Consider the following 25,265-nt stretch of genomic DNA (forward strand, 5'->3'; position numbering starts at 1 on the left):
ATCGGTTTAGCAATAAGAATTATTTAAATATTATATAAAAATTAAATCGATACGATTTAAATGTTAAGGATGCTGTGGTGGTAGTATTATTTAAATATTTATTAAAACTGTATAAATGTGAAATGAATGAGCATTTCATTATTTAGTCTCTTCAAAAAACACGTCCCCCTTTTATTTAAATTCAAGTTATGAATGGTTATATAGATAGAGATAAAAAATAGAATAAATGGACACAGTTGCTACCAACAACTGTGATTTATAATTAAGCATTGTGCAACCAATTACTTAGATAAATGTATTTTAAAATTGTACCATTGAAACCGAGTCATATATTTTTTGGAATGTCGGTTTTACTAGCTTCTCAGATAGGGAATGCTAAAAGTGGTAATTTCTTTTCTGAAGGGAATACCACTAACGTAACTGTAGTAAGTTACCAGCATACTATTACCGGTACGGTGGTAGACGAAAAAGGCATGCCATTAACGGGAGCGACCGTTCGGGAAGCTGGAACAGATAATGGCGTAGTAACCGATTTTGACGGAAATTTTTCCATAGAAATTGAGAGTAATGCTTCTTTAGAAGTTTCTTATTTAGGCTATAAAAGCCTTACGGTAAAAGCTAAAGACGGAATTACTATTACGCTGGCCGCAGATCCTGCTAATCTTGATGAGATTGTACTTGTAGGCTATGGTAAGAAAACGAAAAAAGATTTGACGGGAGCGGTAAGCCAGCTTTCCGCAGAAGATTTTAAAAAAGGAATTAATATTTCTCCGGATAATTTAATTCAGGGAAAAGTAGCTGGTGTGCGTGTCGTACAATCTAGTGGAGAACCAGGAGCGGGCGTAGACGTATCTATTCGTGGTATTGGTTCTATACGAAGTGGTAGTACACCGTTGTTCGTTGTAGATGGTGTGCCATTAAGTAATCAAAATGTGAGCGCAGGCGGCCCTAATTTTGGTTTGGGAAATAGTGCTGCTAAAAATCCGCTTAACTTTTTAAATACCAGTGATATCGCATCGATAACCGTGCTTAAAGATGCATCAGCGGCAGCTATTTATGGTGCAAGAGGGTCTAATGGTGTGGTGATTATTACCACGAAACAAGGAGAAAAAGGTGATGCTACGATAACCATAGATTCTTATTTAAATGTAGCGAAAGTAATTGATAAAATCGATTTGCTTTCAGCTTCAGCATATAGAAATGCCATAACAGACTCATCATACGACCATGGCGGTAATACCGACTGGCAGGACGAATTATTTAGAACAGCCATTACTCAAAATCATAACTTTTCATTTTCTAAAAGAACTAATAGTGGCAATTATTACGCATCGCTTTCTCACATGGATCAGGAAGGGATCGTAGAGACCAGTGATTTTAAAAGAACTACGGCGAGGATAAATGCAGAAGAATCTTTCTTTGATAATAAAAGATTAAAGGTGAAAATGAACCTAACTGCCAGCCAGATTAATGAAAATGGAATTCCCAACGGTGCAGATGCAGGTTCAGACGGGCAAGTAATTATGCATGCTTTAATGGCTAATCCAACACGCTCGGTTTTTGATGCTGATGGCGATTATACCAATTTCAATATGAATGCACATTACAATCCTATGTATTTGCTTCACATTTACGAAGATAAAACCGAAACACTTCGAGTTTTAGGGAATATAGAAGCTACCTTCCGTATTATGGATGGATTAGAGTATAAATTCAATTTTGGTATCGATCGTTCCAATTCAGAGCGAAATTCAACAATATATCCAAATGTTACCGATAGAACACCTTTGGGAGCTTATGTTCAGAATAATTTAGAATCTCAAAACTCTTTAATAGAACATTATTTAACCTATAATTTTGATGTCCACAGAAGTAATTTTGAAGTTCTTGCAGGTTTTTCTTATCAGAAATTCAACTTTTCAGGAACTTCTTTTTCTACAACCAATATAAGTCCGATGGGCGAAGGAGTTGCTCCAGAATATAACCCGGGATATTCTGGAGAACAATCTGGTGTGAATGGTTATGCACAGGAAAACGAATTACAATCTTATTTTGGCCGAGTTAATTATACTTTTGATGATCGCTACTTAGTTACGGCTTCTTTAAGGGCAGATGGATCAACTCGATTTGGGGAGAACAATAAATATGGATATTTCCCATCTTTTGCTTTAGGTTGGAATATGGATAGAGAATTATTCCTTGATGATGTAGAAGAAATCGATCAGCTAAAATTAAGAGCAAGTTGGGGAGAAACCGGAAATCAGGAAGTTCAAAATAAAATTACACAAGCAAGTTACTCGCAATCTGCAGCAGGTGGTTATTACTTATATAATGATTATAACTTAATTAATGGTATTGTTGTTAATCGTACTGCAAATCCCGATTTAAAATGGGAAGTAGTGACCCAGTTTGATTTAGGAGTAGATTTTAGTTTGTGGAATAATAAGTTATACGGATCATTAGATTATTATAACAAAACAACAAAAGATGCGATCCTAAATATACCTTCAGAACCACTAAGTCCAACGACTTCAGTTTGGAAAAACATAGACGGGAAGATTGTTAATAAAGGGATTGAATTTACATTGGGGTCGAAGATTGTAAGTACCGAAGATTTCGATTGGTCTTTAGATGTGAATGGAGCTACATTAAATAATGAAATCAAAGATTTACCAGTTTCCGAATTATATTCCGGAAGTATTGCAGGCCCCGGATTATCTGGAGTTGCCGCAAATATATACAAAAGCGGTTACGAGGCAGGTTCCTTCTTTATGTTAAAGCATCTTGGTTTTGATGAAAACGGGAATGATATTTTCGAAGACATTAATAACGATGGAGTGATTAATAGTGATGACCGCCAGATTTTTGAAGGAGCTTTACCCAACTTCACTTTTGGGATAAATACAAATGTAAGCTATAAAAGATGGGATTTAAGTTTGGCTTTTATCGGTCAAGCAGGAGGTTATTTAGTAAATAATACCAATTTAGCACTAAATATCAACAATCTGGCTTCAGATAGAAATGTACTTTCCGAATTCTATGCAGACGGTGCAAATCCGCAAAATACGCCGCAGCTTTCAACATTATATATGGAGAAATCTGATTTTTTAAGGTTGAATAATGCCAGATTGGGCTATAATTTTGATACCGCAAATCTTAATTGGTTAAAAGGCCTTAATCTATATCTAAGCGCACAGAATGTATTTACAATAACCAATTATTCAGGATTCGATCCTTTAATCAACAGCCCAAGATCAACGGGAGGTAATCAATCCATAGGGATAGATTATACCACCTATCCTTCATCAAGATCATATATGATTGGTGCAACTTTAAAATTATAAAAAATGAAATTTTCAAATATAACAGCTAAGGCTATACTTGCTATTTGTTTTGGTACCACTTTATTGAGTTGTACCGATTTAGAAGAAGAAGTAATCGATGAAGTAATAGGAGGTAAAAGCTCAAGTCCAGAGAGTGCCATGGCAGCGGCCTATGGACAATTGGCAGCAGGGACGTTTACAGATCACGGGAATGTTTTTGGCCTTCAGGAATATCCAACAGACGAATGTATGCTACCTACAAGAGGGAGCGACTGGGGAGATGGAGGAAAATGGAGAGCCCTGACCGAATTTACCTGGGGAACCAACAATGCCGCTGTGGCTTCAACCTGGAATGCTTTAAATAGTGGTATAACAAAAACACTAACTGCTATCGAATCTTTGGAGGCAAATCCAGATTACGAAAATTACGAGTTATTTTTAGCAGAAGCACGAGGTCTCCTGGCGCTATACATCTATAATACACTAGATTTATTCCAGCAGGCACCTTACAGAGATCCATTTACAGAAAATGCTGAATTAGAATTTCTTCAGGCAGATACCGAGATTGATAATTTAATTAATGAAGTAGAAGCTATAATTCCAGATCTGGTAAATTTAGGAGAGCAAAGAACCTATAACGGTCGTTTTACAAAGCAGGCAGCTTATGCGTTATTGGCCGATATGTATTTAAATAGAGCAGTATTTAAAGATCGCTATAATGCCTCATCTGGTTTTAACTTCACAGAAGCTGCTGTGGATAATGAGGGGAATGATATGGATAAGGTAATCTATTATACTTCTTTATTGATAGAAGGGAACTTTAGGCTGGAGAGTAATTATTTTGATAATTTCGCTATCAGCAATAAGTCGGGTTCAGAAATCATCTTTGCCGTAGTTCAGGAAAATGATAATATTCGTCGAAGTGATAACGACTTTGCTTATATGTCTACCGGAAGAGCACAAAAGCCAACTCCAGATAACAGAGGGACTAATGCCTCTTGTGTAGAGCCCGAATTTTATTATACCTGGGAAGGGAATCACGACGATCCACGTTTTCATAGATATTATCAATATAGAGATGGAACCTGGTTTATGAATGATGGGACAACCGGAAGTGTTCCAGCAGAAGACGTACGTGAAGATACCGGTGGTGCCTGGTTCCATTTTAACAGGGGCTTACAGGTTGGGCAACAGTATGGGCCAACTTTAGATGGTGAAGGCGGATTTAATATGACCGCTGACGGAAGAATTGCCATAAGCAAATTAGTGATGGAGAAAAACACTACCATACCAATGGATTATACTCCAGAGCTTAATTTTGATAATCCACTTTCAGCAGTGTTTAGTCAGGATCAAATTAATCGTGGAGTTAGAAACTTTAAGTGGGAGTTTGACCCTAAATATGGCAACGGTAGCAGTGCTGTTGATGTACCGCTTTATCGATTAGGAGGAATTTACTGTATGAGGGCTGAAGCTTATTTTAGAAAAGGAGAAACCGCGGCGGCATTACAGGATGTCAACTTACTTAGAACCAGTAGAACTCGTGAAGCTTTATTTGATAATGCTCCTGGAAAAGCAATTTCTTCTTTAGATGAAGAAACTTTATATAATGAGATTGGTTTTGAAATGTATTGGGAAATGTACCGAAGAAAGCAAATGATTCGTTTTGGAACTTATGATGAAGCATATACCGCTAAAGCAGCAACCCAACCTTTTTTAAGAGTATTCGCTATCCCGCAGGAAACTATAGATGTTACTCCAGAGATTACCCAAAATCAAGGCTACTAAACTATTTTAAATTTATGATACAGCTAAGAATTTTCGATATTCGAGATTAAATGCTTCGACGCTTGCCTTGAGGTAATTTACTTATTCAAAATAAAAAAGGAGTGTTGGAGGGCACTCCTTTTTTATTGGCACCGCCAAAGGGTTTAATATCCCGTCCCGATAGCTATCGGGATGCCTCGGAATTGAAATTTTGTGTCTATCGAATGCTTCGTGGGCTTGCCCCGAGGTAGTTTACTTTAAAATTTAGTAAGCCAATTTTATTTTTCTTCTCAAATTCTATGGAGTTTTTATTTGATTATTAGATATTTAATCAACCTTCCTGCGACGTGATGGATGTTGAGTTTTGATAAAAAACGAATCATCTTTTACGTAAAATATTGGAGATTTTCTTAAGTCTATGTTAAGCATAGTTTAATATAATGTTAGTGAATAGAACAAATGTTAATCTATTTTAGTTCTTCCATACAGTGTAATAAAATGTAATAATGTACCACTTATTAATGATCTGTTAATCTTTATTCTATTGTATTTTTAATTTGTTAATATTTATCTTTAAATAGTAAGAAAATCCTTTCGATAATTCGCTTAAAACGTTTTTGTATTAATTAAACTATACATAATCTTCAATTAAAACAGCTTCCTTGCTTTCTTCATTAATTTGCACTGTGTTAATGATAACTTAAAAACCCTTTATGTAATATTTTAACCCAAAACAAACTTTACAAATCAATAAACCGCAGAAGCTACCAACAACTGCGGTTATTACAAATTAAGCATTGTGCAACCAATTACTTAACTAAATGTATTTTAAAATTACACAATTAAAATCGAAAAAGGTATTATTTGGACTTTCAGTTTTACTTTTTTCTCAAGCTAGTGAAGCGGCTTCTTTTAGCATGCCTTCAATAGACTTTCCGATTACCAATAAATCAATTCAGCGATCAATTAGCGGTGTTGTAACTGATGATCAGGGCATTCCTCTTCCAGGCGCTACGGTGAGGATTAAAGGAACCAGCAATGGTGTGACGACCAATTTTGATGGGGAATATACCATCGAAGCTCAGGAAGGTGACATTCTTCAGATATCTTTTGTAGGATTTAAAACTTTCGAAAAAAAGATCACGGGACAAACCAATTATGATATCCAATTAGAAACAGATAGTGCTTCTTTAGATGAAGTTCTTGTGGTTGGATATGGTACTCAGAAGAAATCAGATTTAACAGGATCTGTTAGTTCTGTAAGCGAAGAAGAATTCAATAAGGGGATAAATACAAACCCTGGTAATTTATTACAAGGTAAAGTTTCTGGTTTAAACGTAACCAATGCCAGTGGTGAACCGGGTTCTGGCCAGGATATTATTATTCGTGGGGTTGGGACTTTACGTTCGGGTACTTCTCCATTGTATGTAATAGATGGTTTTGTTTTGGATAATTCTGATAATGGAGTACCTACAAACCCTCTAAACTTTATTAATACTGAAGATATTCAATCTATCAACGTATTAAAAGATGCATCGGCTGCGGCTATTTATGGTTCTCGTGCCGCAAATGGGGTGGTCGTAATTACGACTAAGAAAGGAAAAGCAGGAAGAACGCAAATGAATTTCTCTGCTTCAACTGCAATTTCTTCTATAGCCAATAAAATTGATGTTTTCTCTGCAAACGAGTTTAGAGAAGTAGTGAAGAATATCGGTGGGAGTTTAAGCGATAATGGAGCTGATACCGATTGGCAGGATGAGCTTACCAGAACCGCGATCACTAACGATGTAAATTTCTCGATGAGCGGAGGTACTTCTAATACTTCTTATTTTGCATCTGTAGGCGCAAGAGATCAGGAAGGTATACTTAACAATAGTGATCTTAAACGCTACTCAGGTAGAATAAATGTTTCGCAAAAAGGGCTTGACGATCGTTTAAAAGTCGATTTTAATTTAACAGCAACCAGAACAGAAAATGAACGGCCAGATACCGAAACTATGGTTCGTAGCATGTTGCAGTTAAATCCAACAACACCTGCGTATACCGATGGGAAACCAACAGTTTTTGGAACCGGGATTAACCCATTAATTATCGAGAATATTTTTGGAGATTTTTCTAATAATAACCGAATGATCGCCAATATCGCTCCTTCGTTAGAGATTATTGATGGTTTAACCTATAAGTTAAACCTTGGTGTAGATTATTCTAAAACAGATAGAGATCAGCAATATATTCCTTACACTGCAGATCCAGATTATGCAGAAGGTTCTATAGAGTCAAAATTTACTAAAAATAGAAATACACTGGTAGAAAATACGTTAACCTATAACACTGAGTTTGGAGAGCATGGGCTAAATTTATTGGCTGGGCATTCGTATCAGAAATTCTTTATCCATAAAAAAGAATTTTATTTTACCGATTTTCCAGATAACGGAATTGAACCCAGATATCAGCTTGGAGAAGCCAGAGGAGAAGATAACACACAATCTTCAAGTGCTGTTCAAAACGAGCTACAATCATTCTTTGGAAGGGTAAATTACGATTATGCCGATAAATATTTAGTAACGGCCACAGTACGTTCAGATGGTTCTACAAAGTTTGGTGAAAATAACAAATATGCCGTTTTCCCATCCTTTGCGTTAGGTTGGAATATTCATAAAGAAGATTTCCTTGCAGAGTCAGCGATTAGTAACTTAAAATTTAGAGCGAGCTGGGGAAAATCTGGTAACCAGGAAATCCCTTCAAAACAAACCAGACTTAGCTACGGCGAGAGTTTTGAAGATAATGATATCTACCCAATTAATGGTAACGAGGTGAACAAGGAAGATTATCCTTATGGTCTTGTTTTCGCGCGTACTGCAAACCCAGATTTACAATGGGAAGAAACGACTCAAACCAACATAGGTTTAGATTTTGGATTATTTAATCAAAAGCTTACCGGTACTTTAGATTATTTCTTAAAAGAAACAACCGATGTTTTACTGTATTTCTCTACTCAGGATCCTATTGATGAGGTTGGATATACCTGGCAAAACATCCCCGATATGAAAATTAAAAACTCTGGTTTAGAATTTTCCTTAGATTATCAAAGCGATCAAACCAGGGATTTCTCTTATAATATCGGTGGAAACTTCTCTTATATTAAGAATGAAATTACCGACTCTCCTTTTACCATTGTAACCACAGGAACTGCTCAGGGATCTGGCCAGACAGGAGCTAGTATTAATGGTTATATGAATAATGAGCCTATCGGAAACTTTTTTGTAAGACAATTTGAAGGTATTGGAGCAGATGGTTTAAACCAGTTTAAAGATATTAACGGTGACGGGCAGATCGATGATAGCGACCGCGTATCTTCAGGAAGCGCCGTTCCAGATTTTATTTATGCCTTCTACACAAAATTCAATTATAAAAACTTCTATTTAGGATTAAACTTTAACGGGGTAAGTGGTAATAAAATCTATAATCATACCAGAATGAGTTTGTTTAATATGACTCAGATTTCTAATTCCTTAAACACAACAAATCAGGCGATAGAATTTCCTAACGAAGATGCCGCTAACAGTAATACAGTGTCTACCAGATATCTTGAAGATGGAAGTTTCTTACGCTTAAATAATGCAACATTAGCTTATGAACTTCAGCCAGAAGATATAGGCTTGGGAGATTGGATTAATGGTGTTCGATTTTCCGTAACCGGGCAAAACTTATTCGTAATTACCGATTACAGCGGATTTGATCCAGAATTAAACACCGGTAGTAGTAGTGATTCAAAATCTTATGGTATCGATTATTACACCTATCCTAAAGCAAGAACCTTTGTTTTTGGTTTAAATGTATCCTTCTAATTTTAAAAGTAGTAAAAATGAAACATAGAATTCTAACTGTATTTGCAGGACTTAGCGTATTGGCATTTACAAATTGTACAGATTTAGAAGAAGAAATATTAGACGAGTCATTAACCGGATCTGAAGATCTTGTACAACCAGTTTCTGGTTCTATGGCAGCGGCCTATGGGATTCTTCCTCAGACCTTTAGGCATACCCGATATTTTGGACTTCAGGAAATCCCATCAGACGAAGCAATTTTACCTCCCAGAACTGGTTTGGGTGGTACGCAGTGGGCAGATAATGATACCTATACCACGGCACACAGGCATTTAATGTCTTCCAGCAACAGTCTGGTAACAGGAACCTGGAGCTATTTAACTACAGCGTTGTTTAGAACCGTAGCTGCAATCGATGTGATTGCTCCACTTGCTGAAAATGGGGATGAAGAAGCAGTGCAGGCTTTGGCTGAAATGAGAGCTTTAAGAGCTTACGAAAACATGCTCTTTTTAGATAATTGGGGACTGGCTTTTAAAAAAGAAACAACTTCTGGAACTTCTGAAATATTAAGAGGAGAAGAAGCAGTTGCTTATATCGAATCTGAGTTTTTAACCGCCCTCGAAAACATTAATAATGAGCGTGGTCCTGGAAGGATGACTGAAGATGCGGTCTATGGATTTTTAGCGAAACTTTATCTAAATGCAGCAGTATATAGAGATCCTTACGGAACTCCAAATTTTACCGATGCAGATATGCAAAAAGTGGTAGAATACACCAATAATATCATCAATAATGGTGGTTATTCTTTATCTCCGGAATATTTTGAACTTTTTAATGATGAAAATCACGATAATTCAGAGCTGATTTTTGCTTTGGATTTACGCGGAGTTCTTAAAAACGACCATAACCGTTGGGCATATTGGTCCATGTCTGGTTCTCTTTTTCCAAGACCAGGAGATTTTTATTTAAGCATGGATGGTACAGATGGTCCTGCGATGACCTCAGATTTTTATCAAACCTGGGTTGATGCTTATGGCGATGTAGACCCAGCTGATGCAGATGCAAGATTTTACCAAAAAAATGCACAGGTTCCCGCAGAGCTCGAAGATATTTCAGGGTTAACGCCCTACAAAAACGATACTTTAGGTAAAGTAAGCGATAAAGACCATTATTTTATTGCAGGTTCAGACTTTGAAATCGATCGTGGAATTATTCGTGGAACCATGTGGGCGCCAAGAAAAGAAAACTACAGATCGGGTAATTTTATGACCGGAAAAGATGCAAAAGGAAATTCTGGTTATAAAATTTATCCTTTGGCCGAGGCTCGTGAAAACGGATCTGATCCTGAAGATATTGTTTATTACGTAGATCATACGTTAGAGATTAGCTTAGATGGTAGCGCAGGTTATGCCACAGGCTATAGATTTGCGAAATGGCAGTTTAGTAAAACCTCAGACAATGGTAATAATTACAGTAGTGTAGACCTTGTATTACTTCGTTTAGCCGATGTTTATTTAATGCGAGCCGAAGCTAAATTAAGAATGGGTGATAATGCCAGTGCTTTACAGGATGTAAACACGGTAAGAACCTCCCGTAATGCAAGACCAGATCAAACTCCGGCTGCCTTATCTGCAATCGATCTTGAGACGCTATATAGAGAATTAGGATTCGAATTTTACTGGGAAATGCACCGTCGTCAGGATCAAATTAGATTCGGAAAATATGAAGATTCATGGACTTCAAAATCTGATAGTGATCCAAATCACAGACTTTTCCCAATTCCGCAGGAAGCTATCGACGGAGCCTCTAATGTAGAAGGTTACCTGGTACAGAATCCTGGATATTAATTTGATTTATTGGCACCGCCAAAAGGTTTAATACCCCGTCCCAATAGCAATCGGGATGCTTAGGAATTGAAATTTTGTTTCTATCGAATGCCTTGTGGGCTTGTCACCAGGTAGTTTACTTAACTTTTTAAGCGGTAGGAGATCTTACGATTTCCTACCGCTATTTTTATAAGAATAAAACGAAACCTTCAGCGAAGGATTTTAAAATCATGATAAAATCTTCCGAAGAAAATGAATGTTTCAAAATCGTAAAATTTAACCTGAATTTATTCTAATGAGAAATTTTAAAAATATTATCGCATTTTCAGCTATTTCAATAGCCATAAGCTGCGGAAAAACTTCCGAAGAGAAAAAAAATACAATCACTGAAGTTACCAAAAAAGAACCACTAAGCATCATCTTTATGGTGGGGGATGGTATGGGAATTCCGCAGGTTTCCAGTGCTTTTTATTTTGGTGAAGATACGCCCAATTTTAAACAATTTGAAAGTATTGGCCTTAGCCGAACTTCAAGCACCAGTCATTTAATTACCGATTCGGCTGCCGGAGCTACAGCTTTTTCAACAGGAGAGAAAACCTATAAAAGAGCAATTGGCGTTTCTTCAGATACTATTGCAATGCCAACAATTTTAGAGCAATTAAAGGAAAAAGGCTATCAAACAGGACTCGTAAGTTTAACTTCTATTACCCACGCTACTCCGGCTGCCTATTACGCGCATGTTAAAGATCGCGATTTGCATGAAGACATTGCAAAGCAACTGGTAGATGGCGAAGTTGATTTCTTTGCCGGTGGTGGTAAAAAATATTTTAAAAATCGGGAAGATGGGGTAAATCTTTACGATAGCTTAATGGCTAAAAATTATAAGTTAGATACTTTAGAGCTAAGTAAACCAGACAATGCGCGTCGCAACGCCTATTTATTGGCAGAAGAAGGTTTGCCTTCTAAAACTGAAGGTCGAGGTGATTTTCTTGCAGAAGCCGCCAAAACAGGTTTCGATTATTTTGAAGCAAACCATAAACCATTTTTTATGATGATCGAAGGTTCGTATATCGATTGGGGTGGTCATGCTAAAGATGACAAAATGATGATTCAGGAAGTTTTAGACTTTGATAAAACCATTGGTGTGGTGCTCGATTTTGTAAAAGCGCATCCAAACACATTGTTGGTAGTCACTGCAGATCATGAAACCGGCGGTGTTAGTATTGGAAAGTCGTATGACGAAAGCGGCAAAGAGATTCCGCAGCAGGTGCAGGTATATTTTAATACCGATCAGCACAGTACCGAGTTGGTACCTGTTTTTGCGAAAGGTAAAGGAGAAGAATTGTTTAGAGGGATTTACGAAAACAACGAAATTTATCATAAACTAATGCAAGCCATCAATGAAAAGTAATTTCTATAAGTCGATATTGGTCATTTTAAGCGCTCTTTTTTTTAGCGGAAACATGTTAGCACAAAGCAATTATAGGTTTCACTCCCATAACGATTATGCGCAGGATTTTCCATTTTGGAAGGCCTATATTCATGGGGCGTCATCTATAGAAGCTGATATTTTTCTGAAAAAAGACCAATTATTTGTTACGCATGCCGAAGAGGAGATCAATCCCGATTTTACGCTTGAAAACTTATATCTAAAACCATTGGCTGATTTAGCTAAAGCAGGGAAGCTTAGAAAAGTGCAGTTGTTGATCGATTTAAAATCTGAAGCAAAACCAAGCCTCAAAAAGTTGGTGGAGACGTTAAAATCCTATCCTGAATTAACCAAAAGTGATAAGATTTCTTTTGTGATATCGGGAAACAGGCCCAAAACAACCGAATATAAAAATTATCCCGATGTGATCGAATTTGATCATCAGGATTTGTCAGATTTAGCCGAAGCCGATTTAAGTAAGGTCGCTTTGATTAGTCAGAATTTCAGGGATTATTCGGTTTGGAATGGATTGGGAAGGATCACAGCGCCAGAACTTAAAAAAGTAGAAGCAGCAATAAAAAAGGCACATGACGCCGGCAAGCCTTTTCGTTTTTGGGGAGCACCAGATACTAGAACTGCCTGGAGCCGATTTGCAGAAATGGGGGTGGATTTTATCAATACCGATAAACCCGCAGAAGCTTCAGCGTATTTGGAAACTCTGGATGCCAGAAAGTTTGAGTTAAAAACATCAATTTCAGTATACCACCCAAAATTTGATTACGACAAAAATGCCAAGCCAAAAAATATCATTTTAATGATTGGTGATGGTAATGGATTAAGTCAGATTTCTTCTGCAGTATTCGCAAATCGTGGCGAATTAACGCTTGCGCAATTAAAAAATATTGGTTTGGTAAAAACCTCTAGTTTCGACGATTTGGTAACCGATTCTGCTGCCGGAGGCACAGCGATGGCGACTGGAGAGAAAACAAATAACCGTGCTATTGGCACCGATAAAGACGGTAAAGATTTACCGAATTTGACTGAAATTTTTGCTGAAAAAGGATTTTTAAACGGAATTATAACGACAGATTTTGTAACCGGAGCTACGCCTTCTTCATTTTTTGCCCATGTGGTAGAACGTGATGATAGTGAAGCCATTTTAAAGGATTTAACCAAAAGCAACGTCGATTTTTTTATGGCCGCTGGGGCTAGTGATTTCAGTAAAATAGCGGATCAATTTATTCAAAAAGATATTTCTGAATTTAATGATTTGGAAAATCAAACCGCAGTTTTTCTTTCTGAAAATGCACTAGCCGATGTTTCGGTTCGTGGAGATCAATTTCCTGAATATGTGAAAAAAGCACTTCAGAATTTAGAACAACAGGATAAACCTTACTTTTTAATGATCGAAGCCGCTAAAATCGATAAAAATGGGCATATTAATAATGCGAGTGGAATCGTAGAAGAGATGCTGGATTTTGATAAAACTATTGCTGAAGTTTTAAAAGTAGCCGATAAAAATAAAAATACCCTGGTGGTCATTACGGCAGATCATGAAACTTCTGGATTCGGGATTATGCAGGGCGATCTTGAAAATGGACAGATAGAAGGTGGATTTTTAACGCACGATCATACCGGGACGATAATCCCGTTATTTTCTTATGGCCCGGGAGCTGAACTGTTCAACGGCGTTTATGAAAATACCGAGGTTTTTCATCGGATTTTAAAAGCGGTAGAGTAGAGTTTAGGTCGCTTGGCTGTTAGCGTCAAGAGTCAGGAAGCAGGACTTTGAATTTTGAATTTTAAATGATGAATTTTGAATGACTTTATACTTTATAATAACGTAAACTGTATAATGTATATTGAAAACATCGAAGTTTTTCATCGAATCTTAAAAGTGGTAGACTAGAGTTTAGTTCACTTGGCTGTTAGAGTCAAGAATCAAGATAAAAACTGATAATTGTTTACTGTTTACTGTTTATTGAAAAGACTTCTCCTGTTTCAAGATCAATACTAAAATGATTTGCGGGGAGACCATTTAAAAACTTATCAAAAATGCCTAAAAACTGACTTAGTTTTTGGGTATTTTTGTTTTGCGACCTTGATAATGGATGTTCTTTTTCAGCTTCGATGATCTTTTTATAATCAGCTAATCTTTCGGCAGGAATATCACGAAAAGCCAGTTTATCAGCATTTCTGATCTTATAGAAATCTAAAATCATATCCTTACCGGTCCATGCTGAAAATTTAGTCTCAATTTGATGATTTTTAGTAATAGTAGTGTATAATTCTTTGGCGCTAAGTTCAGATAAATACGTTTTAAATTCCGGATCCCAATCATTAGGAAGAAATCTTAAATCCACCAGGTTTTCAAGATGATATTCGGTGAAATCATGATAATTTTTACTGTTTAAAATATCGATATTCCAGGGTTTCTTACCGGATTTTTCAAGATGGTCGTGCTCCATTTTATAAAGTGGGAATAATTCATCGAATCTTGGGACTTCTGTAATGGCAATAGTTTCTACTTCAGCAGTGTTTTTATCCAATTTTAGAATTTTATAACCGGGAATATAGGCTGCCAAAGAAGGCGTTTGGATATTTACCAGAAAATGGCCATTTCCGTAGTCACGCTTTCCGGTATCGTTAATATGCATATGGCCTGCAAAATGCAATTTTACTCCGGCTTCGGCCAGGGTTTTGGCGATACGTTCTTCAGGGACACGTTCTAGCTGCCATTTATTTTTTCCGAGGAAATCTTCTAATTGTGGCGAAGCATCTTCATTAAAATCTACCGCAGGATAATGGCTAAAAGCAATCAGCTTTTTATTTAGTTTTTTGGCGTTTTGGGCGACTTTTTTTATCCAATCGAACAAATGTTTTTTATGATCGATCGTTTGGTTATAACCAATGCTGGCGCTTCCAAAACCTCCGTTTTTGCGTGGGATATACGAATTTCCATCAATCGCCAAAAGCCATAAACCTTTTACAGGCTCTACTAAATATGAGGCATCAGGAATTTCCAGACTATCATTTATCGGGTATGTTCGATGAACAAGTGTAGCTTCTTTTTCTGCTTTTTTAAAGGAATAATCCTGATAATGATAAGATGAAAATGGTGTTTCCCAATAGTTATATTCTTGCTTTGGGAAGAAGCCAAAATCACTCAGGCTATTCAGAATAAATTTATAGCCTGCCTTTTCTAATTTAGGTTCTTTCAGAATACTTTTTTGTTCTTCTGCCGGTAAAAATGAAATAGCACTAAAAATTGCCTGCTCTTGGCCTTTTTCGCCTAAAAAATCACGTTTACCTCCTGCGGTGCTGTAAGGAGCCACAGGATCGTGATTACCGGTGGTGATAAAAAATGAAATACCGTATTTTTGTTCGTATTTTTTTAGAATTTTGGCGAGACCTTCAATATTTAAAGGTTGGCCATCGTCGGTATAATCGCCGGGAAAGGCCACCAGTTTAATGCCTCGCTGCGCAATATCATCAAGTACCGCCTGTAATACAAAGTAATTTTCATTGAACAATCGTGTGGAATGCAATTGGGCATTCATGGTTCTTATTTTAGCTTTTTTGGGTTGCCCGGATACCGGTAAACCTTCAAAATTTTCGTAGTCGGCATAGATATCCAGTAAATGAATATCTGCAACAAAAGCTATTTTATGCGTATTATTTTGCGCGGTTATCAGGCTGCACATAAACATCAATAGTAGCGAAATTCGCTTCATTTTAATTGAATTTTGATGCGAGTATACAACCAAAAACTGAACATTTTATTATCTATAGGTTAATTTCCCATCGATTAATAAACTTCAGTACTTTCTTCGATAAGACTTTCATAAAACTGAATATATTCAGCAATCATATTATTGATATTGCAGTGTTCCTCAGCATATTTTCTACAGGTTTTACGATCAAATTTGTCGATATTTCTTAATGCTTCTGCCATTTCATTAGTATTGATGGGTTCGCAAATTTGCCCCACTTCCTCGCTTAAAATTTCTGAAGCGACCCCTTTGTCCCAACTTAAAACCGGAGTTCCAGACGCCAGGCTTTCTGAAATTCCCAGTGCCGATGGTTCATCCCAAACGCTGGTAAATAATAAAGCTGATGCATTACGCAGTAGCCGGTTTATTTGAGAGCGTTCTTGCTCACCTACGTAAGAAACGAGAGGATTTTTTAGTAAGGGTGCCACAAATCGTTCAAAATATTCACTATTCTTACCACGACCGGCCAGGATAATTGGCTTATTGGCTTTTATTGCAACCTCTATAGCCAGGTGCGGTGCTTTTTGTTTACAAATAGAACCATACCACATGCAATACTCGTTATCGGTTTCAAAATTGGGTTGCCAGTCGTTTAAATCTATAGCGTTACGGATAACTTTTGGAAAGTTTAGAAATTTAGAATATTGATTTCTTAAAGATTCACTTACCACGATAAATTCCTGATTCGAGGCTTTTTTGATATAATCTAAAGCAAATTTAATTTCAGGAAAGGCCATGGTATGTAGTGTAGTTACAAATCGTGTTTTAAGCCTATTTCCTAATATAATTGGTAGATAATGTAAGGAGTGGTTATGAACGATATCGTATTCGTTACGCTCTAAATCCTGAAAAATTTCAGCATAAATAATAGAATTTTTAAGTGCGGTAGGATTGTAATTTTCTGAATGAATGCACGAGAAAGGATTACCATCTGCAAAGTGCTCATCTAAAGCATGCAAGTGATCACATTCAGATCCAGATTTGGCATAAACGTCTACCTGAATCCCCTTTTCAGATAATTTCTGCACGATCTTATGGGTGACCATGGCAAGACCGCCTGCGTATGGTTTTTTTAATGCGTGGCGATGATCGGCAATAATTGCGATTTTCATAATTGGTAGGTTTTAATAGTTACTAGTTGTTACTAGAGAGTGGTATCACATCCCAGCGATACCAATTTATAGCCGGGGAACTCCAGATTTTTTTTATTCGATAATCGAGATTAAATGTTCCGATGCTTGCCTTGAGGCGGTTTACTTTTTTAGTAAACTAACGATGTTTTCTAAAAAATAACACTTAATAAGCCCCGAAAGACAGTTGCTTTTATGCAAATGATTTTAAATCCCGATAAATCATTGTGAATTAATTCCTACAATTTACTTAAATTTAGTGGAACATTTTTCTACAAGTTGGAAAAAATAACAGACGATGATGTGCTCTATTCATAAGAGATTGGTAACTATTAGTTTTTTTAATAAAAAATTAACTATTAATTTATACCCCAGAAAGAAAAATTTTAGAACATCTCAAAAAAAATTATGTTTTTAGTACGTTATTAAAAACCAAGCATAGCAATGAATACGTATCATTTAAGGTTGAATGATGTCGACGATTTTGTGCCGCAGCTTGCTGAAAAGTTGGGGATAGGATTTAAGAGTAATTTAGGAGAGTTTACAGTGAATATTCCTTTAGATACAGGAGAGGGTAAAGTAAACTGTATCAACTTTCCCAATGGTATAGGCTTATACACATTTAATCTAGAATTTAATGAAGACACCTGTCTAAGAATTTATCATCCAAGTGTAAACCCTATACGATTTATCTATTGCATAGAAGGCACGTTACATGCATATTTTAAAGATGAAAAAAGCTGTGAGCTTAAAAACCATCAACATCTTATCGCTGCGACTTTAGCAAATGGTACACAGTGTTTTCAATTTAATGCCAGGGAAAAGGTGAGAATTTGCTATCTGGAAATCAATCGTAAAATATTTCAAAGTTATCTTTCTTTTGATCTTCATGAGATCGAAGAAAATTATTTTAGAATTTTTGGGGATATCCATGCTGAAAACGAAGTCTTTCAAGCGGGTAGTTATGGGTTAAGAACTATGGATACTATTCGCGAAATTGAAAATTGTGTGGTTGAGGGGTTCCCTAGAGTTACCTATTTGGGTGGCAAATCTTTAGAAGTGTTGTCGCACATGTTACTTCAGTTTAGGGAAGGGCCAGAAATGTACGAGCCAAAATTAAAAAAGCGTGATCTAAAAGCGATAGAGAGAGCCGTTACTTATATCAATCAAAATATATCTAATACCGGTACTGTACAGGAGCTTGCTAAGGTAAGCGGTATCAATGTGAACAAATTACAGGATGGTTTTCAGGAGGTGTACGGCAAAACAGTGAATGCCTATATTCGTGATGTACGTTTAAAACACGCTATGAACATGCTCTTAAGTGGAGAGAAAGGAGTGGGAGAAGTGGTTTATGAACTTGGCTTATCCAGCCGAAGTTATTTTTCTAAAATATTTAAACGTCGATACGGTGTGCTGCCTAAAGATGTTTTAAATAATAAGAATCTAACCGAAGCTTCAGAATAACTAAAATTCTTTCTAAAATTTTTTTACAGGTATTTATTTGAAATTCTTCTTTGTACATTGGTTTTAAACTTCTGAATTTATGGAAAAACAGATTTTGGTACCCACCAATTTTTCGAAACATGCATGGAATGCTTTGGTATTTGGTTTAAAATTATACAAAAGCATTCCATGTAACTTTCTTTTGCTAAATGTTTATGACGATGGCCGCGGAATTAGTGATCGTATTCCAGGGATCAAACCCGAGGAAGATATTGATGCTAAAAAAACTTCCAAAGAAGGTCTGGATAGAATCATGCAAGGTTTAAGTTTTAGAAAAGAGAACCAAAATCACGAATTTGAAACCTTATCTTTGGAAGGCGATCTCGAAGATGTGGTACAGGAAATTGTGAATACCCGACCTATCGATCTTATCTTATTAGGAACTGAAGGAGCAAATGTAAATATTCACAGTTCTTATAAGTCCAAATTATCGAAATTGGCCGATGCTTTACAAAATTGCGCCATACTTTTTATTCCTGAAGATTTTGAACTTACCGATCAGTCTGTTAACGAAATTGTATTTCCTACCACGCTAAGGTTCCCTTTTCAGGAAAAAGAACTGGATCCTTTAAAAGATCTGGCCTCAAATTCATCTTCGCCGGTACGGGTACTTTATATAGACAGTGATAGTAAAGGCTTAAGCGATGAACAGCAGCGTTTAAAGGAAAATCTTGAAGAACATTTTTCAGCAATAAAAAATACGTTTCACCGCCTTACCAAAACTACAGCTTCTACGGGAATTCATCTATTTATAGAGAGCAGGCAAAGCACCATGCTGGCTTTGTATAAAAGAAAACAGGGATTTTTCTCTAAACTTTTTTTGCAGTCTAAAAGTGATGGAATTGAATTTGATCCCAGCGTCCCTGTTTTATTACTTAAAGAACTTAATTAGTTTGCCAGCTTCTTAAGCGATAACCTGCATCCCAAAAATCATATTCCAAATGCGAGGCGGTGACAAAAGCTTCGGTCATTTTAGCACGAACTATCGGGCTGGTTTTAGCGGCATGATCGTCACAAATAGCAATGGCTTTTTTTACGGCTTCACCAAATTCTTCACCGGCATAAGTGTCGATCCAGGCTTGATAAGGATTACTACCCGATTTTTGATTCTTATAAATATAATCTCCAACTTCTTTATAAATCCAAAAACAGGGCAATACGGCAGCCATAGCCACTTCAAGGTTCTCTAAAGCGGCGGTGCTTTTTAGATAATGAATATAATGATGACAGGCCGGCTGAATAATTGATTTTTCTGAAACACCAAATTCCTTAAAATAAGATTCATGCAATGCATTTTCAACAATAATCGCATTTTCTGCAAATTGAAGAAATGCCAGGGTATTTTCGGTATCATAAGCTCTGGCGGCAATTAAAGCCAACGCTCTTCCAAAATTTTCCAGATAAGCTGAATCCTGACTTATATAAAACTGAAATTTTTCTAATGGTAAATTACCATCCATTAATTCAGTAATAAATGGCATCTCGATAATTTGGTGATAAATAGGGCTTATGGTTTGCCAGGTTGCTTTACTCCAACTCATTTTTTATTAGTTTTTGTGGGTTAAAAAAGTGATTTAAAGGGCCATTTCCTTTTCCGGTTGTTACATCTTTACCATGATCGATAGCATCATGGGCAAATTCCTGTCCCAGTTTTACTGCATTCATTAAGTTTTCACCTTTTGCGAGATACGCAGCAATTGCTGAGGATAAAGTGCAGCCAGAACCATGCGTATTATTGGTGTTGAATTTCTCGAATTCATAAGAATGAATGTTTCCATCTTCAGAAAAATAAAGCGAGGTGATTTTCTCGGTTTTTAGATGGCCACCTTTTATGAGCACCGATTTGCAACCAAGATTCATTATTTTTTCGCCTGCTTTTTTCATATCGTCTAAAGTTTCCACTTCCATTTCAGCTAAAACCGAAGCCTCGTCCATATTGGGCGTGATTACATCGGCTAGTGGAAACAATTTTTGGATAATCGTTTTTATCGTTTGGTTTTCAATTAGTTTATGACCGCTGGTGGCCACCATAACAGGATCAAAAACCAAAGGAGTCTTGGGGTATTTTTTTAATCCGTTGACAATCGTTTCAACAAGTTCTGGCGTGTGTACCATCCCTATTTTTACGGCATCTGGAAAAATATCTTCAAAAATGCTATCCATTTGTTCAGAAACTGCCTGGTAGGGAATAGGAAAAATATTTTTAACGCCGGTGGTGTTTTGTACAGGAAGAGCGGTTAACACCGATGTTGCATAACAGCCCAAAGCCGAAAAAGTTTTAATATCGGCCTGTATGCCTGCACCACCACTACCATCAAAACCGGCAATAGTTAATGTTGAAGGATATTTATAGGTTTTCATGTTGTTGCTGAATTTGATGTTTTATTTTCTTTGAGGTTTTTTCGGGATATTCTGCGGAACAAATCGCTGAAACCACTGCAATACAATCAGCCCCGGCTTTTATCACATCCGCGGCATTATCGGCATCCATACGGCCAATCGCAATAAGTGGTTTTTGGGTTAACGAACGTATCTTTTTAATTCCGTCTAAGCCCCATTCGGTTACCGTATCGGTTTTTGTAGCGGTACTATAAATGGGGCTAATGCCTAGATGATTGGCTGCTTTTGTTTGTGCATTTTGCAATTGCTCCAGATACTCGATAGAATAGCCAATGACTTTATTTTTATCCCAATTTTGTAGAATTTCAGTTGGCGGCATGTCATTGTTTCCTACATGAATCCCAAAGGAATCTACTGCTTTAGCAACCTTGAGATTATCATTAATAATAAGCGGAATTCGATGTTTATCGGTGATTTTTTTAAGCGCTTCCGCTTTTTTGATAAATGCAGAGGTACTTAAATTTTTCTCACGTAGCTGTATAATATCTACTCCGCCTTCAATGGCCATTTCAGCAACCGTTAATAACGGATAATGAAGACAACTTTCTTCTGAAATAACCAGATATAACTGATAGGGAAAATCGGGATGCATTATTCACCAATTTTAAGATGAGTAATAAATTCATTTTCGGTAATATTGTATAATTTATCGAGTAAATTGAGCTGAAGACTTCCCGGTCCTGCCGAGTTTTTAGCGGCAATTTCGCCGCAAACGCCCATTAAGGCCATAGCAGCAGAAGTGGCTTCAAATTTATCCTCTATTATAGCAGCAAAAGCAGCAGTAATAGCCGAAGCCGAGCATCCAAGACCGGTTACTTTTGCCATTAAGGCATTCCCGTTTTTAAGGGAAAGCTTTTGGTCTTTTCCAAGGATAATATCTGTTTCTCCCGAAATACAAACTACAGATGCAAACTCTTTAGTTAATAATTTTGCAGCTTCTATTGCTTCGTTGCTCTTTGCGGTGCTATCCACACCTTTTGTTGGGAGATTAGAGACTTTTGCTAAAGCCATAATTTCTGAAGCATTGGCTCTTATAATTGTAGGTTTCAATTCCAGTAATTTAGCTATAATTTCATTACGATAAGATGTTGCTCCGGCACCAACGGGGTCTAAAATCCAGGGTTTCCCCAGTTCATTCGCTTTTTTAGCAGCATTAATCATGCTCATACTCCAGTATTCATCTAAAGTCCCGATATTTACTACAAGTGCCTGGCAAATAGTGACCATATCTTCAATTTCAGATTGTGCATGAGCCATTATTGGTGAAGCTCCCGCTGCTAGCAAGGCATTGGCGGTGTTGTTCATCACCACATAGTTGGTGATATTGTGAATTAAGGGAACCGAATTTTTTAAGTGCTGAATGTGTTGCCACAGAATATTTTCCATACTATAATTTTAATTTTTAGCTCTAGGAAAAAATATTCTGAAGAAATAAAAGCAGTAGGTAAGCTTACGCTAAGAAAACTTTTCCCTACGCCGGTCTAAACCGAATCAGGTTCAAAGGGACTCTCTCAATTCTTTTCAGAATACCCCTAAAGCGAGATAAAAGTAATGGAATTTTTAAGGCTGATGAAATTTTTAAGCATGGAAAACTATAAACTCCCAATTTATTTTATAATTGTTTCTCTTTGAAACATTAATTATTGTATATTTAGCAAAATTTAAATTAATATATTAAGAATGACGGAGTATTATTTGAATATTGTTTAGATACTGTTAAAATAATCTTCGATAGTAATTAAATTTAGCAATGACAGGTTTAAAGAATTTAAGCAAAGGGATATTATTTTTTGTTATACTCACTTCATTTTCAATGTTTGGGCAGCGCCAGTTTGGTGGAGCAACTTTGTATACGGTAAGAGATGAAATGGCCCAAGCACCAGAAGAAACCATAGATGAGGTGGCCGAAATTGGTTATCTGTATATCGAAGCTGCCGGTTATAGTGATGGAAAATTCTACGGAATGGAGCCCAAAAAGTTTAAAAAATTACTTGCTAAATATCATACCAAGCCATTAAGTAGCCATCAGGGGGGAGTGACTATGGAAAATGTAGATCAAATGATTGAAGATGTAAAAAAAGCGGGATTCAAGTATTTTGTAATTCCGGTGCCACCAATGGGAAGATTTAAGTATGATCCTGAGACTCAAACCATGGGGATGGATGATGATCTTGACTTTTTAGTAGAAACGTTTAATACCATAGGTGAAAAATGTAAAAAAGCAGGATTAGAGCTTTTGTATCACAATCATGATTTTGAGTTTAAGAAAAATGAAAATGGTATTGTACCGATAGAATACTTCTTAGAAAATACCGATCCTAATTTGGTGAATTTTCAAATGGATTTATTCTGGGTAACCAAAGCAGGTGCAGATCCTGTAACGTATTTTAAAAAATATCCTGGCCGATTTAAATTATGGCATGTAAAAGATATGGATGAAGAAGGTAAGTTTGCCCCGGTAGGAGAGGGAACTATCGATTTTGGCCGTATCCTGAAAGAAAGAAGAACCTCTGGGATGAAATATTATATCGTAGAGCAGGACATGACTTTTGATCTTAAACCACTTGAAGCTATTAAAATTAGCCATGATAACCTTAAAGATTTTGGTTTCGATAAAGTGAAGTACGAGAAGTAAACGCCTAAATACGTTTGTAGCATTATAAAAATATAAAAAAATAAGCCTGAAGAAATCTTAGGTTTAAACTATCCTCCAGATGTAATAGAAAAACCCTCTAAGTATAGACTTAAGAGGGTTTTTCGTTATAACTAATTAAATTATCCTTTTAATTTATGCGAGGCATTTTTTACAAAGGTCATTTTCAAAATCAAAAAAGGTGTAACATATTTTTTTAATACCGTCATAAATCTCACAAATAGTATTTTCAACAAATTTGTTCAGTTTTTTTAATTCAGAATTTACTTCAGCATCTAATAAAGCATCGGTAAGCAACACATAAGTACTACTTGCAACCGAGTTTTTTAATAAATGATGCGCTTCGATAACCGTTTGCCCGTAAAGTTTTTCGAATTTACCAATATTGTATTGAGCCAATGGACCATAATGCGCTATTAGTTTTAAGGAAAGATCGATATTGAGCTGAAACTCTTCTTCTAAAAATTTCACTTCCTGATTAAAAACTTCTTTCATTAAACAAAACTGGTGAAGAATATCTTTCGCAGCTATTCTTTTTCCGTATTTAAAAAATAATACAGCGTCTCCTTCAATTTCTGAGATCTGAAGATCTAATACATTACTTCTTATAATTGCGTTAAGTAGTTTGGAGATGATCAATTTTCCAGTTTCAACATCTGTAGTTTCAACAAATCGGCTAAAACCACTAATATCAGGAATAATGATGGTTCCTTCAACTACTTTAGATTCGTATACATTTGTATTGATGAGAAAGGGGAGTTGTCTGGTAATTGTTCTATTCATAGCAATTTTTATTAGATGATGATACCAGATAATCGTAATGATAGCGATGTATCCAAGTAGTTTGATTTTAAAGATTAGTCTTATTTAAAACCTTTTACTTACAGTATTTTTTAAAATTCTTTTTCAAAAATATGTATATTTGGTATACAAAAGTTAGTAATAAACTAAATGTAAGTGATATACAATTTGTTAGTCGTAAAAAGATGGGAGAATTATTAGAAAAAAAAGCTTGTGAAAGCAGGTTAGGGGCGATCGACGATGCGCTTTATGCAATTGGCGGAAAATGGAAGCTTAAAATTATCATCGCACTTAAAGAAGGCAACCAACGCTTTAATGAGCTGCAAAGGGCTTTAGATATTTCGGCAAGAATGTTATCCAGGGAATTAAAAGATCTGGAGCTTAATGGTTTTGTAGCGCGCAAAGTATATACCGATACTCCAGTGGTTATAGAGTACGAACTTACCGATTATAGTAATTCTTTATCTGAAATTTTGGAGGCTTTAAGCTCGTGGGGAATTAGACACCGCAAAAAACTGATAGAGGAACGATCTTAAAAATTATTGTAGTAAAAAAACTACAATAATGTAAAATAAATAGTAGGACTAAGCGTTATAATTTTAACGGATCTTTTAAGAGATTTTCGTTATTTCTATAAAACTGCATTATACCTAACCTAATGTAGCTTGAAGCCTTTCTTAACTGAAAGGCTTTTTTATTCCGTTAAATTACACTTAGATTTTGCTTAGTGATAGTGTATTCAACTTCAGGATATTTCTTTTATAGCATTTAAGATTTTTTTTCTATTTTTAACCCAATCCGAAAATTAATAATCTAAATATACCCTATTC

At 36.2% G+C, this 25,265-nt stretch carries 17 protein-coding genes and 1 riboswitch; of the genes, 10 read left to right on the forward strand and 7 right to left on the reverse strand.

Features of this window, described 5'->3' with window-relative positions:
* Positions 1-341: 341 nt before the first annotated feature.
* The 6 genes from L1967_RS02755 (at position 342) to L1967_RS02780 (ending at position 13,913) form a co-directional block, all read left to right on the forward strand.
* On the forward strand, positions 342-3,344 hold the full coding sequence (locus L1967_RS02755; protein WP_249600190.1) for a SusC/RagA family TonB-linked outer membrane protein: 3,003 nt from the start codon (positions 342-344) through the stop codon (positions 3,342-3,344).
* 3 nt (positions 3,345-3,347) lie between these two features.
* Positions 3,348-5,111 carry a RagB/SusD family nutrient uptake outer membrane protein gene (locus L1967_RS02760; RefSeq protein ID WP_249600191.1) on the forward strand — a complete coding sequence of 588 codons (1,764 nt, stop codon included), beginning with the start codon at positions 3,348-3,350 and terminating at the stop codon, positions 5,109-5,111.
* A gap of 800 nt (positions 5,112-5,911) precedes the next feature.
* Entirely contained in the window at positions 5,912-8,938 is a 3,027-nt protein-coding gene (locus L1967_RS02765) for a SusC/RagA family TonB-linked outer membrane protein (protein ID WP_249600192.1), read from the forward strand.
* A 17-nt stretch (positions 8,939-8,955) separates the two neighbouring features.
* Entirely contained in the window at positions 8,956-10,764 is a 1,809-nt protein-coding gene (locus L1967_RS02770; RefSeq protein ID WP_249600193.1) for a RagB/SusD family nutrient uptake outer membrane protein, read from the forward strand.
* Between the two features lie 274 nt (positions 10,765-11,038).
* Positions 11,039-12,154, forward strand: a complete 1,116-nt coding sequence (locus L1967_RS02775; RefSeq protein ID WP_249600194.1) for an alkaline phosphatase — start codon at positions 11,039-11,041, stop codon at positions 12,152-12,154.
* The gene (locus L1967_RS02780; RefSeq protein WP_249600195.1) at positions 12,144-13,913 is read left to right on the forward strand and encodes an alkaline phosphatase; all 1,770 of its coding nucleotides are present in this window, start codon (positions 12,144-12,146) and stop codon (positions 13,911-13,913) included. Before L1967_RS02775 ends, L1967_RS02780 begins: the two co-directional genes overlap by 11 nt.
* A 223-nt stretch (positions 13,914-14,136) precedes the next feature.
* Here L1967_RS02780 and L1967_RS02785 read toward each other — a convergent pair whose 3' ends face one another.
* Together L1967_RS02785 and L1967_RS02790 are read right to left on the reverse strand one after the other, a co-directional pair.
* A complete protein-coding gene (locus tag L1967_RS02785) occupies positions 14,137-15,906 on the reverse strand; it encodes a metallophosphoesterase family protein (protein WP_249600196.1) in 1,770 nt (589 codons plus the stop codon).
* A gap of 74 nt (positions 15,907-15,980) precedes the next feature.
* On the reverse strand, positions 15,981-17,057 hold the full coding sequence (locus L1967_RS02790; protein ID WP_249600197.1) for a glycosyltransferase: 1,077 nt from the start codon (positions 17,055-17,057) through the stop codon (positions 15,981-15,983).
* A 462-nt stretch (positions 17,058-17,519) separates the two neighbouring features.
* Here L1967_RS02790 and L1967_RS02795 point away from each other — a divergent pair, with 462 nt between their 5' ends.
* Together L1967_RS02795 and L1967_RS02800 are read left to right on the forward strand one after the other, a co-directional pair.
* Positions 17,520-18,542: a helix-turn-helix domain-containing protein gene (locus L1967_RS02795; RefSeq protein WP_249600198.1), complete on the forward strand. Its 1,023-nt coding sequence runs from the start codon at positions 17,520-17,522 to the stop codon at positions 18,540-18,542.
* Between the two features lie 79 nt (positions 18,543-18,621).
* On the forward strand, positions 18,622-19,473 hold the full coding sequence (locus tag L1967_RS02800; protein ID WP_249600199.1) for a universal stress protein: 852 nt from the start codon (positions 18,622-18,624) through the stop codon (positions 19,471-19,473).
* Here the strand turns inward: L1967_RS02800 and tenA are convergent.
* From tenA to thiM, 4 genes are read right to left on the reverse strand one after another with little or no spacing between them, the layout of a single operon-like run.
* Positions 19,466-20,122: a thiaminase II gene (tenA, locus tag L1967_RS02805; protein ID WP_249600200.1), complete on the reverse strand. Its 657-nt coding sequence runs from the start codon at positions 20,120-20,122 to the stop codon at positions 19,466-19,468. The genes L1967_RS02800 and tenA overlap by 8 nt on opposite strands.
* The gene (gene thiD, locus L1967_RS02810; protein ID WP_249600201.1) at positions 20,109-20,942 is read right to left on the reverse strand and encodes a bifunctional hydroxymethylpyrimidine kinase/phosphomethylpyrimidine kinase; all 834 of its coding nucleotides are present in this window, start codon (positions 20,940-20,942) and stop codon (positions 20,109-20,111) included. The genes tenA and thiD overlap by 14 nt, the downstream gene beginning before the upstream one ends.
* Complete coding sequence (gene thiE / locus L1967_RS02815; protein WP_249600202.1) at positions 20,929-21,573, reverse strand: thiamine phosphate synthase; 645 nt, start codon at positions 21,571-21,573, stop codon at positions 20,929-20,931. Before thiE ends, thiD begins: the two co-directional genes overlap by 14 nt.
* Positions 21,573-22,367: a hydroxyethylthiazole kinase gene (thiM, locus tag L1967_RS02820; RefSeq protein WP_249600203.1), complete on the reverse strand. Its 795-nt coding sequence runs from the start codon at positions 22,365-22,367 to the stop codon at positions 21,573-21,575. The genes thiE and thiM overlap by 1 nt, the downstream gene beginning before the upstream one ends.
* A gap of 65 nt (positions 22,368-22,432) precedes the next feature.
* A riboswitch (TPP riboswitch) is annotated at positions 22,433-22,525 on the reverse strand.
* A 206-nt stretch (positions 22,526-22,731) separates the two neighbouring features.
* On the opposite strand from thiM, the gene L1967_RS02825 reads away from it, so the two are divergent.
* Positions 22,732-23,616: a sugar phosphate isomerase/epimerase family protein gene (locus L1967_RS02825; RefSeq protein ID WP_249600204.1), complete on the forward strand. Its 885-nt coding sequence runs from the start codon at positions 22,732-22,734 to the stop codon at positions 23,614-23,616.
* A gap of 153 nt (positions 23,617-23,769) precedes the next feature.
* Here L1967_RS02825 and L1967_RS02830 read toward each other — a convergent pair whose 3' ends face one another.
* Positions 23,770-24,417, reverse strand: a complete 648-nt coding sequence (locus L1967_RS02830) for a DUF2652 domain-containing protein (RefSeq protein WP_249600205.1) — start codon at positions 24,415-24,417, stop codon at positions 23,770-23,772.
* 203 nt (positions 24,418-24,620) lie between these two features.
* Between L1967_RS02830 and L1967_RS02835 the strand changes: the two genes are divergently transcribed.
* Positions 24,621-24,971 (forward strand): winged helix-turn-helix transcriptional regulator, encoded by a 351-nt coding sequence (locus L1967_RS02835; protein WP_249600206.1) that lies wholly within the window; start codon positions 24,621-24,623, stop codon positions 24,969-24,971.
* Positions 24,972-25,265 lie beyond the last annotated feature (294 nt).

The organism is Zunongwangia pacifica (genome assembly GCF_023499215.1).
Classification (GTDB): Bacteria; Bacteroidota; Bacteroidia; order Flavobacteriales; family Flavobacteriaceae; genus Zunongwangia; species Zunongwangia pacifica.

Coding starts and splice junctions, on each gene's coding strand:
- L1967_RS02755 (WP_249600190.1), top strand. CDS start 342: ATGTCGGTTTTACTAGCTTCTCAGATAGGGAATGCTAAAAGTGGTAAT.
- L1967_RS02760 (WP_249600191.1), top strand. CDS start 3,348: ATGAAATTTTCAAATATAACAGCTAAGGCTATACTTGCTATTTGTTTT.
- L1967_RS02765 (WP_249600192.1), top strand. CDS start 5,912: ATGTATTTTAAAATTACACAATTAAAATCGAAAAAGGTATTATTTGGA.
- L1967_RS02770 (WP_249600193.1), top strand. CDS start 8,956: ATGAAACATAGAATTCTAACTGTATTTGCAGGACTTAGCGTATTGGCA.
- L1967_RS02775 (WP_249600194.1), top strand. CDS start 11,039: ATGAGAAATTTTAAAAATATTATCGCATTTTCAGCTATTTCAATAGCC.
- L1967_RS02780 (WP_249600195.1), top strand. CDS start 12,144: ATGAAAAGTAATTTCTATAAGTCGATATTGGTCATTTTAAGCGCTCTT.
- L1967_RS02785 (WP_249600196.1), bottom strand. CDS start 15,906: ATGAAGCGAATTTCGCTACTATTGATGTTTATGTGCAGCCTGATAACC.
- L1967_RS02790 (WP_249600197.1), bottom strand. CDS start 17,057: ATGAAAATCGCAATTATTGCCGATCATCGCCACGCATTAAAAAAACCA.
- L1967_RS02795 (WP_249600198.1), top strand. CDS start 17,520: ATGAATACGTATCATTTAAGGTTGAATGATGTCGACGATTTTGTGCCG.
- L1967_RS02800 (WP_249600199.1), top strand. CDS start 18,622: ATGGAAAAACAGATTTTGGTACCCACCAATTTTTCGAAACATGCATGG.
- tenA (WP_249600200.1), bottom strand. CDS start 20,122: ATGAGTTGGAGTAAAGCAACCTGGCAAACCATAAGCCCTATTTATCAC.
- thiD (WP_249600201.1), bottom strand. CDS start 20,942: ATGAAAACCTATAAATATCCTTCAACATTAACTATTGCCGGTTTTGAT.
- thiE (WP_249600202.1), bottom strand. CDS start 21,573: ATGCATCCCGATTTTCCCTATCAGTTATATCTGGTTATTTCAGAAGAA.
- thiM (WP_249600203.1), bottom strand. CDS start 22,367: ATGGAAAATATTCTGTGGCAACACATTCAGCACTTAAAAAATTCGGTT.
- L1967_RS02825 (WP_249600204.1), top strand. CDS start 22,732: ATGACAGGTTTAAAGAATTTAAGCAAAGGGATATTATTTTTTGTTATA.
- L1967_RS02830 (WP_249600205.1), bottom strand. CDS start 24,417: ATGAATAGAACAATTACCAGACAACTCCCCTTTCTCATCAATACAAAT.
- L1967_RS02835 (WP_249600206.1), top strand. CDS start 24,621: ATGGGAGAATTATTAGAAAAAAAAGCTTGTGAAAGCAGGTTAGGGGCG.